This window comes from Leifsonia sp. 2TAF2 (assembly GCF_052115085.1).
GTDB lineage: Bacteria > Actinomycetota > Actinomycetes > Actinomycetales > Microbacteriaceae > Leifsonia.
The window spans coordinates 555365-567450 of the sequence record NZ_JBFRFY010000002.1; the positions used below are offsets into that span (position 1 = coordinate 555365).

At 68.5% G+C, this 12086-nt stretch carries 11 protein-coding genes; 7 read left to right on the forward strand and 4 right to left on the reverse strand.

Annotation, left to right across the window (positions count from 1 at the left end):
• Nucleotides 1-100: 100 nt before the first annotated feature.
• From chvE to AB4Z18_RS14890, 4 genes are all read left to right on the forward strand, one after another.
• Nucleotides 101-1228, forward strand: a complete 1128-nt coding sequence (gene chvE, locus AB4Z18_RS14875) for a multiple monosaccharide ABC transporter substrate-binding protein (protein WP_441783512.1) — start codon at nt 101-103, stop codon at nt 1226-1228.
• 68 nt (nt 1229-1296) lie between these two features.
• The gene (gene mmsA, locus AB4Z18_RS14880) at nt 1297-2841 is read left to right on the forward strand and encodes a multiple monosaccharide ABC transporter ATP-binding protein (RefSeq protein WP_441783513.1); all 1545 of its coding nucleotides are present in this window, start codon (nt 1297-1299) and stop codon (nt 2839-2841) included.
• Nucleotides 2838-4013, forward strand: coding sequence for a multiple monosaccharide ABC transporter permease (gene mmsB, locus AB4Z18_RS14885; RefSeq protein ID WP_441783514.1), 1176 nt, complete (start codon nt 2838-2840; stop codon nt 4011-4013). Before mmsA ends, mmsB begins: the two co-directional genes overlap by 4 nt.
• A gap of 57 nt (nt 4014-4070) precedes the next feature.
• Nucleotides 4071-4988 carry an NADP-dependent oxidoreductase gene (locus AB4Z18_RS14890; protein ID WP_441783515.1) on the forward strand — a complete coding sequence of 306 codons (918 nt, stop codon included), beginning with the start codon at nt 4071-4073 and terminating at the stop codon, nt 4986-4988.
• 192 nt (nt 4989-5180) lie between these two features.
• On the opposite strand, the gene AB4Z18_RS14895 is transcribed toward AB4Z18_RS14890, so the two are convergent.
• From AB4Z18_RS14895 to AB4Z18_RS14905, 3 genes are read right to left on the reverse strand one after another with little or no spacing between them, the layout of a single operon-like run.
• Entirely contained in the window at nt 5181-5516 is a 336-nt protein-coding gene (locus AB4Z18_RS14895; RefSeq protein WP_441783516.1) for a carboxymuconolactone decarboxylase family protein, read from the reverse strand.
• Nucleotides 5513-5920, reverse strand: a complete 408-nt coding sequence (locus AB4Z18_RS14900) for a (R)-mandelonitrile lyase (RefSeq protein ID WP_441783517.1) — start codon at nt 5918-5920, stop codon at nt 5513-5515. Before AB4Z18_RS14900 ends, AB4Z18_RS14895 begins: the two co-directional genes overlap by 4 nt.
• Nucleotides 5921-5970: 50 nt before the next feature.
• On the reverse strand, nt 5971-6993 hold the full coding sequence (locus AB4Z18_RS14905) for a zinc-dependent alcohol dehydrogenase family protein (RefSeq protein WP_441783518.1): 1023 nt from the start codon (nt 6991-6993) through the stop codon (nt 5971-5973).
• A gap of 141 nt (nt 6994-7134) precedes the next feature.
• On the opposite strand from AB4Z18_RS14905, the gene AB4Z18_RS14910 reads away from it, so the two are divergent.
• The 3 genes from AB4Z18_RS14910 (at nt 7135) to AB4Z18_RS14920 (ending at nt 9233) form a co-directional block, all read left to right on the forward strand.
• Complete coding sequence (locus AB4Z18_RS14910) at nt 7135-8025, forward strand: helix-turn-helix transcriptional regulator (protein ID WP_441783519.1); 891 nt, start codon at nt 7135-7137, stop codon at nt 8023-8025.
• Complete coding sequence (locus tag AB4Z18_RS14915) at nt 8022-8396, forward strand: DUF2255 family protein (protein WP_441783520.1); 375 nt, start codon at nt 8022-8024, stop codon at nt 8394-8396. Before AB4Z18_RS14910 ends, AB4Z18_RS14915 begins: the two co-directional genes overlap by 4 nt.
• Nucleotides 8397-8459: 63 nt before the next feature.
• On the forward strand, nt 8460-9233 hold the full coding sequence (locus tag AB4Z18_RS14920; RefSeq protein ID WP_441783521.1) for an isocitrate lyase/PEP mutase family protein: 774 nt from the start codon (nt 8460-8462) through the stop codon (nt 9231-9233).
• A gap of 53 nt (nt 9234-9286) precedes the next feature.
• Here AB4Z18_RS14920 and AB4Z18_RS14925 read toward each other — a convergent pair whose 3' ends face one another.
• Nucleotides 9287-11995, reverse strand: coding sequence for a CBM35 domain-containing protein (locus AB4Z18_RS14925; protein ID WP_441783522.1), 2709 nt, complete (start codon nt 11993-11995; stop codon nt 9287-9289).
• Nucleotides 11996-12086: the final 91 nt, after the last annotated feature.

A 12086-nucleotide genomic window follows, 5' to 3' on the forward strand; every position in this document is an offset into this window, starting at 1 on the left:
CCCCGTCGCACGCTGGTCGCCGGGCGCGAGACCGTTCCGAGCTCGGCGAGCCCGTGCGCACTGGGCGCGCCGGTCGCCACAACGCTCGAAGGGAATCACAGTGAAGTTCAGGAAAGTCGCACTCGCCGTAGCAGCGCTCGGCGTCGCGGTGACGCTCGCCGCCTGCTCAGGAGGAGGCCGCGGAGGCGGAAGCGCTACGGGAAGCGGAGACAACAAGGGCGCCCTCGTCGGCGTCGCCATGCCCACCAAGGTGTCCGAGCGCTGGATTGCGGACGGGAACGCGGTCAAGTCGGACCTTCAGAAGAACGGCTACAAGGTCGATCTCGAATACGCCAACAACGACATCCCGACCCAGGTGCAGCAGGTCAACACGATGATCACCAAGGGTGCCAAAGTGCTGATCATCGCCTCCATCGACGGCGGGTCGCTCACCGACCAGCTCGACGCGGCGGCCAAGGCCGGCATCAAGGTCATCTCGTACGACCGCCTGCTGACCGGCGACAAGAACGTCGACTACTACGTGTCGTTCGACAACTACAAGGTCGGCGTCTACCAGGCCAAGTCGCTGCTCACCGGGCTCGGCGTCCTCGACGCCGACGGCAAGCCGACCGGGCAGAAGGGGCCGTACAACATCGAGGTGTTCGCCGGCAGCCCGGACGACAACAACGCCACGTTCTTCTACAACGGCGCGATGGACACCCTGAAGCCGTACATCGCCGACGGGACGCTGGTCGTCAAGAGCGGCCAGACCAACTTCAACCAGGTCGCCATCCTGCGCTGGGATCCGGCGACCGCCAAGGCCCGCATGCAGGACCTGGTCGCCAAGTCGTACTCCACCGGCACCGAGGTCCAGGGCGTGCTGTCGCCCTATGACGGCCTCTCCGACGGCATCCTCAGCGCCCTCGAAGGCGCCGGCTACGGCTCCGGCGGCAAGAAGCTGCCGGTCATCACCGGTCAGGATGCCGAGGTCGCCAGCGTGAAGCAGATCATCGCTGGCACGCAGTACTCGACCATCTACAAGGACACCCGCCAGCTGGCGAACGAGGCCGCCAAGATGGCGAACGACCTGCTCTCCGGCAAGAAGCCCGAGGTCAACGACACCAAGAGCTACGACAACAAGGTGAAGGTCGTCCCGAGCTACCTGTTCCAGCCCGTGGTCGTCACCAAGGACAACTACCAGAAGATCCTGGTCGACAGCGGCTACTACAAGGAATCCGACCTCAAGTAGCGCCGGCCTGACGGTCCGGGCGGGTGCGCATCCAGCGCCCGCCCGGACCACTGCGAGCAAGGGAGACCATGGCTGACACGATTCTCGAGATGCGGAACATCTCGAAATCCTTCCCCGGCGTGAAAGCGCTGCAGGACGTCTCGATCAGTGTCGAGGAAGGATCGGTCCACGCGATCTGCGGCGAGAACGGCGCGGGCAAGTCCACGCTGATGAAGGTGCTGTCGGGCGTGTACCCGCACGGCACCTTCGAGGGCGAGATCGTCATGAACGGCGAACCCGTCGAGTTCCGGTCGATCAACGACTCGGAGGCGGCGGGCATCGTCATCATCCACCAGGAGCTGGCGCTGTCGCCGTACCTGTCGATCGCCGAGAACATCTACCTCGGCAACGAGCGGCAGAAGCGCGGCTTCATCGACTGGAACGAGACGAACCTCGAAGCGGCGAAACTGCTCAAGCGCGTCGGCCTGCACGACAACCCGATCACCAAGATCAAGGACATCGGGGTCGGCAAGCAGCAGCTGGTTGAGATCGCCAAGGCGCTGTCCAAAGAGGTCAAGATCCTCATCCTCGACGAGCCGACGGCCGCCCTCAACGACGACGACTCGGCGCACCTTCTCGACCTGATCCGTCAGCTCCAGGAGCACGGCATCACGTCGATCATCATCAGCCACAAGCTCAACGAGATCAAAGCGATCGCCGACCGGGTGACCATCATCCGCGATGGACGGACGATCGAGACGCTCGAGATGGGCAAGGAGGGCACCAGCGAAGAGCGCATCATCAAGGGGATGGTGGGCCGGGATGTCGCCAGCCGCTTCCCCGATCATGTGCCGCACATCGGCGAGGAGCTGCTCCGCGTCGAGGACTGGACCGTGCACCACCCGCTCGACCGCAACCGCGTGGTCGTCGACAACGTGAGCTTCAAGGTCCACGCCGGAGAGATCGTCGGCATCGCGGGCCTGATGGGCGCCGGACGCACGGAGCTCGCCATGAGCATCTTCGGCCGCAGCTACGGCGTCGGGATCAGCGGGCGCGTGTACAAACGCGGCGAGCCGATCTCGGTGAGCACAGTGTCCAAGGCCATCGCCAACGGCATCGCCTACTCCACGGAGGACCGCAAGCACTTCGGGCTGAACCTGATCGACAACATCCAGCGCAACATCTCCATCGCCGCGCTCGACAAGCTTGCCAACTGGTTCCGCTTCATCAACGAGCAGCGGGAGTCGCTGGTCGCGGAGCAGTACCGCAAGAGCATGAACATCAAGACGCCCAACGTCCTGACGCTCACCGGCAAGCTCTCCGGCGGCAACCAGCAGAAGGTCGTGCTGTCGAAGTGGATGTACTCCGACCCGGAGGTCCTCATCCTCGATGAGCCCACCCGTGGCATCGATGTCGGCGCCAAGTACGAGATCTACACGATCATCGACCGGCTCGCCGACCAGGGGAAAGGCATCGTCGTCATCTCCTCCGAGCTGCCCGAGCTGCTCGGAATCTGCGACCGCATCTACACCCTCAGCGAGGGCCGGATCACCGCCGACGTCCCGCGCGAGAAGGCCACCGCCGAATACCTCATGCAATTCATGACCCAGGAACGCGAGAAGAACACCGCATGAAACCGCTCACCAAAGCCCTGAACTACCTGACCGGGCAGCTGCGCCAGATCGGGCTGTTCATCACCCTGATCGCCATCGTCGTCTTCTTCCAGATCGCCACAGGCGGCATCACCCTGGCGCCGATCAACGTGTCGAACCTGATCGTGCAGAACAGCTACATCCTGATCCTCGCGATCGGCATGGTGATGGTCATCATCGCCGGCCACATCGACCTGTCGGTCGGCAGTGTGGTGGCGTTCATCGGCGCCATGGCCGGTGTGTTCATCTCGAACTGGCATCTGCCCTGGCCGCTCGCCATCGTGTTCTGCCTGGTGCTGGGTGCGCTGGTGGGCGCGTGGCAGGGATTCTGGATCGCGTACTTCGGCATCCCGGCGTTCATCGTCACGCTCGCCGGCATGCTGGCCTTCCGCGGGGCTGCACAGATCGCGCTCGGCAACCAGCAGATCTCGTTCTTCCCGAAGGAGTTCCGCGCGATCGGGTCGGGCTTCCTGCCCGCGTTCGGGACCACCGGCTACGAGCCGCTCACGATGATTCTGGGTTTGCTCGCGAGCATCGCCATCCTGGCGTCGTCGCTGCGGCAACGGGCCGTGCGCCGCAAGTACGACCTCGAGGACGAGCCGCTGTGGTGGTTCATCATCAAGCTCGTGTTCCTCATCGCGCTCGTGCTCGTCATGACGGTGCTGCTCGCCAGCTACAACGGCACGCCGATCGTGCTGATCATCCTGGCAGTGCTGGTCATCGGCTACTCGGCGATCATGAACGGCTCCGTCTTCGGCCGGCACATCTACGCGATCGGCGGCAACCTGGCGGCGGCGGCGCTCTCGGGCGTCAAGACCAAGCGCGTCACGTTCCTGCTGTTCGTCAACATGGGCGTGCTGTCCGCGGTCGCGGGCCTGGTGTTCACCGCGGGGCTCAACCTGGCGAGTCCGAGCGCCGGAACGAGCTTCGAGCTGGATGCGATCTCCGCCGTCTTCATCGGTGGGGCGGCGGTCACCGGAGGAATCGGAACGGTCACCGGCGCCATCATCGGTGGTCTGATCATCGGCGTGCTCAACAACGGCATGTCGATCCTCGGCATCGACAGCGACTACCAGCTGCTCATCAAGGGTCTGGTGCTGCTCGCCGCCGTCGCCTTCGACGTGTACAACAAGCGGCGGTCGGTGGGGCAGTAGGGCGGGTTGTCGCGGCGGGACCATCTTGGTAAGCCTGAGGCTGACGGAGGAGGTCCCATGAAAGCGATCACTGTGTCCGACGCTGCGGCGGGCGCCGCGGGGATGCGGCTCGACGAGCGTCCGCATCCCCACGCCTCGGAGAACGACGTCATCGTGCGGGTGCACGCCGCCGGTTTCACGCCGGGGGAGCTGTCGTGGCCGGCCACCTGGACCGACCGGGCCGGCCGCGACCGCACCCCCACCGTTCCCGGGCACGAGCTCGCCGGAGTGGTGACGGAGCTCGGGTACGGCACGACCGGCCTGACGGTCGGCCAGCGCGTGTTCGGGCTGGCCGACTGGACGCGCGACGGCACCCTCGCGGAGTACGTCGCGGTGGAGGCGCGGAACCTCGCCCCGCTCCCCGCCGACATCGACTTCGTGACGGGAGCCAGCCTCCCGATCTCAGGACTGACCGCCTGGCAGGGACTCTTCCTGCACGGCGGGGTGCAGTCTGGGCAGACCGTCCTCGTCACCGGCGCGGCCGGCGGCGTCGGCTCGGTCGTGGTGCAGTTGGCGCGGGCCGCGGGGGCTCGGGTGATCGGCGTCGGACGGGCGGGGCATCGTTCGCGCGCCGAAGAAGCGGGCGCACATGCGTTCGCCGAAGTGTCGGACCTTGCGCAGGTGGGCGAAGTGGATGTGGTCTTCGACGTCCTCGGCGGAGAGCTGGGGGCGCAGGCCGCGGCGCTGGTCCGTGAGGGTGGAACGCTGATCTCGATCGCGGCGCCGCCCGAAGGTTCGCGCGTGGGCGTGCGGTCCGTGTTCTTCGTGGTGGAGCCGAGCCGGGCGGAGCTCGTCGAGCTGGTGGGGCGCGTGCGCCGCGGAGAGCTCCGAACGTTCGTCGGCGCGGAGGTGCCGCTCAGCGAGGCGCCTGCGGCGTTCAGCGGAAGCGGCCCGCGCGGCGGAGGCAAGACGATAGTCCGGGTCGCGGAGGACTAGCGCGTGGTTCCGGCTCCTGTTTTCAGGACCGGCCGCTCCTGTTTTCAGGAGATCCGGGATGCGACGTGCAGCTATGTCCTGAGTACAGGGCATAGCTGAACCTGAGGAGCCGATTATCCTGAAAACAGGCCTGCACCCACGTGATGCACGCCGCGCAGGCGACGCGTCCTGAAAACGGGCCCCGCCGGCCCCCTAGTCCCCGCCGGGCGCGAAGACCTCCTTGGCGACCGCCATCGCCGACATGGCCTTCGGCCAGCCCGCGTAGAACGCGAGGTGCGTGATCGCCTCGACCAGTTCCGCCTCCGTCGCGCCGTTGTCGCGCGCGAACGCCAGGTGGAAGCGCAGCTGCTCGACGTTCCCGCCGGTCAGCAGCGCGGCCACCGTCACGAGACTCCGGTCGCGCTTGGACAGCTCGGGCCGTTCCCACACCTCGTCGAAGAGCACCCGGTCGGTGTAGTGCACGAGCCCCGGCGCGAAGTCGCCGAAGGCGCGCTGCCCGCCCGTCCATCCTGTCGTCTCGTCGCTCATGCGCTGCGCCCTTCGTACTCGTCGTCGGTGATGTGCTCTTTCCAGGTGGTGGTCTCCGCGGGGTCGTCCGCGGACTCCAGCATCGCGATGTGCTCCATGAAGCAGCCGGGCGCCGCGGCATGCCAGTGGTCCTGGCCGGGCGGCGTATACAGGGTCTCGCCCGGATGCACCTCGATGATGGTGCCGTCGCGGTCGCCGAAACGGGCGACCCCGGCCGTCACCCGCAGGTACTGGCCGCGCGCGTGGCTGTGCCACGCTGTGCGGGCGCCGGGAGCGAACCGCACGAGTGCGACCGTCATGCGCTGGTCGTCCTCGTGCGGGCCGGCGATCGGGTCCACCCAGACCTCGCCGGCGAACTGCTCCGGCGGATTCAGGATGGTGGGGATGCGGGGCTCGATGTTCATCGCGCGTCCTTTCTGTCAGAAATCGCGTCTGTGGATAGACGGCAGACCGATCACAGGGTGAGCAGGACCTTCGTGGCGCGGCGCTCATCCATCGCCCGGTAGCCTTCGGCCGCGTCCTCCAGCGGAAGAGTGAGGTCGAAGACGAGCCCGGGGTCGATCTCGCCGTCCATGATGAGCCCGATCAGCTCCGGGAGGAACCGGCGCACGGGCGCGGGTCCGCCGTGCAGGTGCACGCCGGAGAAGAACAGCTCGAGGCCGGGCAGCTCGACGTCGTGCGAGACGCCGACGTAGCCGACGTGTCCGCCGGGGCGGGAGGCGCGGATGGCCTGCATCATCGACTCCTGCGTGCCGACGGCCTCGATGACGGAGTGGGCGCCGAGGCCGTCGGTGAGCTCCTTGATCTTCTGAACGCCTGCGTCGCCGCGCTCCTCGACGATGTCGGTGGCGCCGAAGCGGCGTGCGAGCGCCTGCCGGTCGGTGTGGCGGCCCATGGCGATGATGCGCTCGGCGCCGAGTTGCTTCGCGGCGAGCACGCCGAGCAGCCCGACCGCGCCGTCGCCGACCACGGCGACCGTCTTCCCCGGCCCGGCTTCAGCGGCGACGGCGGCGAACCATCCCGTGCCGAGCACGTCGGAGGCGGCGAGCAGACCGCGAACCTGCTTCTCGTCGGGTTCGCCAGGGACGACGACGAGCGTGCCGTCGGCGAGCGGGACGCGCAGCTTCTCCGCCTGCGTGCCGATGGCGCCCATCGGGACGGCGTGGACGCAGCGCGACTGGTAGCCGGCCTGGCAGATCTCGCAGGTGTTGTCGGAGGCGAAGAAGGAGCCGACGACGAAATCGCCGACGGAGAGGGTCGAGACGGCGTCGCCGACCTGCTCGACGACGCCCACGTACTCGTGTCCCATGGGGGTCGGCCGGTCCACCGGGTCCGTTCCCCGGTACGGCCACAGGTCTGAGCCGCAGATGCAGGCGGCTTGGACGCGGATGATCGCGTCCGTGGGCTCCTGGATGGTCGGGTCGTCACGCTCTTCGACGCGGACGTCCCGGGGTGCGTACATGACTACTCCACGCATGTGCGAGGTCCTTCCGTTTGGGTACGCATCCATGACACCCGCTCGGCGGCGGGCGGGGGAGTCACTGGTGTGACGTGCACTGGTGTGACGTGTACTGAGAGGGAACCCCTCCACCGGCCGCACGGACGTACTCTCGATGCCATGGACAACCGAGCAGAGGTACGCGAGTTCCTGATGAGCAGGCGCGCGCGGCTCCGCCCCGAGATGGCGGGGCTCCCCGCCGGCGACGGTCGGCGCGTCAGCGGCCTGCGCCGCTCCGAAGTCGCCATGCTCGCCGGGGTGAGCGTCGAGTACTACGCGAAGCTGGAGCGCGGCTCGATCTCGGGCGCCTCCGCCGCCGTCCTCGACGCCGTGTCGCAGGCGCTCCAGCTCGACGACGCCGAACGCGCGCACCTGCTCGACCTCGCCCGCGCGGCCGACGGCATCCCCACCTCCGGGCGGTCCCGTCGACGCAGCACGCGCAACCCCGTCTCCCGGCCGAGCCTGCAGTGGATGCTCGAGGCCGTCACCGAGGGTATCGCCGTCGTCCGCAACGTCCAGTCGGATGTGATCGCCTTCAATGCGCTCGGGCGGGCGTTCTACGCGCCCATGATCGGAGACGGCGGACGCACGCCGAACTTCGCCCGCTTCCAGTTCCTCGATCCGGCGTCCCGCGACTTCTATCCCGACTGGGACCTGTTCGCCGACATGTGCGTCGCCGTCATGCGCGCCGAGGCGGGCCGCGACCCGCACAATCCGGCTCTGCAGGAACTCGTCGGGGAGCTGTCCACCCGCAGCGACACCTTCCGGCGGCTCTGGGGCGCGCACAACGTGCGCACCCACGGCGCGGGCACGAAGCGCTTCCACCACCCGATCGTCGGCGACGTCACTCTCGCCTTCGAGGAGCTGGCGGTCACCGCCGAACCCGGGCACGTGGTCCTCGTCTACACCGCGGAGCCCGGCTCCGATTCGGCGCAGAAGCTGCGCCTGCTCGCGTCCTGGGCGGCGGAGCATCCCGTTGCCCAGCAGACGGAGAGGATCTCGGAGGCATGACCGGCTGGACTCCCGAGGAGCTGCGCGCCATCGCCTCCTCCGACGACTTCCACATCTCACCGTTTCGCGAGGACGGGACGACGCTCGGCACTCCGACCTGGATCTGGTCGGTCGTCGTGGACGACACCGTCTGGGTCCGCGCCTACAACGGCACCGCCTCGCGCTGGTACCGGGCGGCGCGAGCGCAGGGCGCCGGCCGGGTGACCGCGGGCGGCATCCAGAAGGATGTCGTCTTCACCCCGGTCGAGGATGGCGCTGTCAACGACCGCGTGGACGCCGCCTACGAGGCGAAGTACGGCGACAGCCCGTACTTCCCGCCGATGGTGACGGCGAAGACGCGGGCGGCGACCGTTCGCGTCGATCCGCGCTGAACCCCGGATGACGGGTGCCGCCGCCGTCGGGCAGCGCTATCCTCCGGTCAGGAAGGGAGCACGATGTCGTTCCGCGAGCTGCACGCCGCCGACCAGCCGCTCCTGCTGCCCAACGCGTGGGATGTGGGTTCCGCGATCGCCTTCGCCGAGGCCGGGTTCGAGGCGGTCGGAACGACCAGCTTCGGGGTGAACGCCTCGACGGGCCGGCCCGACTCCGACGGGGCGAGCCGCGAGGCCACGCTGGCCCTGGTCGCGTTGATCACCGCACTCCCGGTGTACATCTCCGCTGACATCGAGGACGGTTTCAGCGACGATGCGAGTGAGGTCGCCGACCTCGTCGCCGGTCTCGGTGTCGCGGGTGTGAATCTCGAGGACTCCGCGGGCGGGCACCTGGTCGACCCGGCCATCCCGGCTGCGAAGATCGCCGCCATCAAGAAGGTGGCGCCCGAGGTCTTCGTCAACGCGCGCGTGGACTCGTACTGGTTCCATGAGGAGGCCACGGTGAACGCGGTCCGCGACCGGGCGAAGGCGTACGCCGACGCCGGTGCCGACGGGGTCTTCGTCCCCGGCGCAGCCGATCCCGCGACGCTGGAGCAGCTGGCCGCATCCATCCCGCTCCCCCTGAACGTGCTCGTCGTGCCGGGGCTCAGCCTGACCGAGTTGGGGGAGCTGGGCGTGCGGCGCGTCAGCACGGGCTCCCTGCCGTACCGCGTCGCGATCGACGCCGCGGTCGGGGTGGCGACCGCGGTCCGCGACGGCCGGGAGGTGCCGGCAGCGACCTCGTACGCCGAGTCGCAGCAGCGGCTGATCGACTTCTCGCAGCGCACGCACCGCTGACCCGTGACACGACGAGGGCGCCGGAGGCGAACCTCCGGCGCCCTCGCGCGGGACTACTTGTTTCCGAGCCCCGTCTGGAGCCGGGTGATCGACGCCGACCCGCCCACGAACTTCGCAAGCGTGACGGTGTCGAGGTTCGGGCCGTACGCCGTGGCGTTGCCGAGCGTGAGCGCGCCTCCACCCGTCGTCAGCGTCAGCGGGACGGTCTTGTCCCAGTAGCTGTTCCACGAGTAGTTGTGGCGGAAGGCCGCGCGGGTCGTCGCGCCACCGGCCTCGGTCACGTCGAGGAAGCGGCTGATCACCTGCGGGTTGTAGTTGATCGCCGCCGACTTATCGGCGTTCGCCGCTCCAAGAACCAGCTGATACTCGCCCGCCGCGAACCCGCTGGGCCGCGGCACCGTGAGGGTGTTGGCCGCACCGTTGCCGAGGTAGCCGACGTCGCGCACGACGCCCTGCGCATCCGCCGAGCCGTTCGAGTTTGCCGGGTCGGTCTGCACCTTTGCCGCCCCTGCCAGCGGCAGGGCCTCCGCCTCGCTGCGGAAGACGAGCGACGCATCCGCGTCGGCCGCCTTCTGCTCCGCCCCGCGCACCGTCGACACGTCCCCGACGAGCACAGTGCCGGCCGCCGCGCGGACGGACAGCTCGTTGACGCCCTGCGGCAGGAACAGCCGGACGGTGGCGTCGAAGACGCCCGGACCCGTGGATGCGGGAAGCGCGACACTGCGGCCGTTGACGACGAGGACGGGCGTTCCGCCCTTCCCTGTCGCCGCGAACTGCGTGGTCACGTCGTAGTACCCGGTCTCCGCGGTGGCGGCGAAGAAGGTGGCGCTGCCGCCTCCGCTCACCGACGCGTAGCCGCGTGCTGCGGGCTGCTTCCACGACAGCGCCGCTCCACCGGCCAGCCGTGCGTCGACGGCCGGGTAGGTCGCACGCTCACCCGAGGTGACGTCGTACAGGTCGAACCGGTCGAGCGTGATGTCCGCGCCGGGCAGGACCGCCGTGCCGTCCGCGCTGGCCCGAAGGGAGAGAGCGTGCGTTCCGGCGGACAGGTGGATGGTCGCGTCGGCCGTGCCCCGGTAGCCCCAGTTGAGGTCGGCCGAGTACTTCACGAGCTGATTCAGCGTGCCGTCGACGAAGAGGGCGTGCTTGCCCGGCGTCGCGTTCGTCCCGCTCAACACCTGGAGCCGGTAGTCGCCGGTCGTCGGAACGGTAACATTCCAGGTGGCCGAGGACCCCGCGCGGTTGAACGAGCCGACGTCCTTGCCGCCGGAGGCCATGAAGGACCACTCGCGCGACGGATCCTGGGTGTAGACGGTGGCGTTCGAGAGCGTCGCGTTCTCGGCCTCTGTGCTGTTGACCAGGTCGGCGGCGACCGGCTGCGGGTCGGTCGACTGCGGGGTGATCTGCAGCTGGTACGCCGAGTAGCGGTCGCTGTTCGGAACGGTGACCGAGATGGTGCCGTGGTCGACCTTCGCCGTCGTCGAGAGGATGACCGGGGGCTGCAGCGAGGCGCCCTCGGCGCCGTTCAGGCGATCGGCACGCACGCGGACATCCACGGTGGTGCCGAAGGTGGAGGCGTCCAGGCCCTTCACGTCGACGCTCACATCGGAGGTGCCTCCGCCGAAGAGCACGGTCGCCGTCCGGGCGTCACTGTCGAGCGCGGCGAGACCCTGCAGGGTGTCGGGCTTGTTCAGCTGCGGGGGAGTGACCTGCGCGGTCTGGGAGCCGGCGAGGTCGCCGTACCAGTTGAACATCCACCAGCCGCCGTTCGCGCCGTTGTTGCGCGAGGAGTTGTCGGAGAGGTTGCCCGCGTAGTTCCAGTAGGCGGTCTGAGCGTCGACCTTCTCGCTCTCGAACATCGAGATCCACTGCACCAGCTGGCCGGGAACGCCCATGTCGCGCAGCATCCCGAACTCGGTGATGTTGACGGGGATGGGCGCGATGCCGAGCCGCTGGAGCAGCGCGGTGTACTCGTCGTGGTGCCCGCGGAAGGTCGCCAGGTTGTTGGTGCCCAGCTCGTGCCAGATGAAGATGTCGGGCAGTTCGGAGTGCGCCTTGGCGTAGGTCAGGAAGTCGGTGCTGCGGTCGGCGTGCCAGACGGAGTCGCCCGGGCCGCCCACGCGCGCGTGGCCCAGCCCGTGCTCGGCATACACGGCCTGGATCACGTCGTAGGCCGCCGACCAGTCGGCGAGGAACTGGTCCTTCTGCGTGGACCAGTTCGGGTACCAGTTGCCGCCGTCCGGCTCATTGAACGGGATGAAGACGTACTTCTCCGGATGCTTGGATGTGGTCGCCACATCCTCGACGACCTTCTTCAGCACAGGAAGGTAGTCCCACACGCCGTCGCCGTTCGCGTCGCCGGGACGCTTGCCCGCGTTGTACGGCCAGTCGGGGTACATGTCCTGCGCATAGACGTACAGATCCTGCCCGCCGCCCGCGAAGAATGACGACTCGACCTGGAGCGCGTCGCCGTTCGGGTGCTGGGCGCCGAACGGCGGCTTCTGCGACGTGTTGGTGATGTGGGCGCCGTCGAGGACGGACTGGCTGGGCACCCCGTCGTCGCCGAGACCGTAGAGCGTGCCGGTGGCGCCGCCCCGGAACGCGCCGGTCGTCTGCGACAGGTCGACTCCGAGGTGGTCGACTCCCGCGGCCGCGGCGGGGAGGGCGGAGAGGCCGCCCGACGCGAGGGCGAGCCCCGCGGCGAGCGCGATCGAGGGCGGGAGGATGCTTCGCAGGCGGTGCCTGCGTGGTGTTCCGTTCACGCGGTACTCCTTCGTACGGATCGGTTGGACGGTTCCGGGCTCGCGTCGGGTCTCCACCGTGGAGCGCATTTTCTGAAACCGCTATCATGAT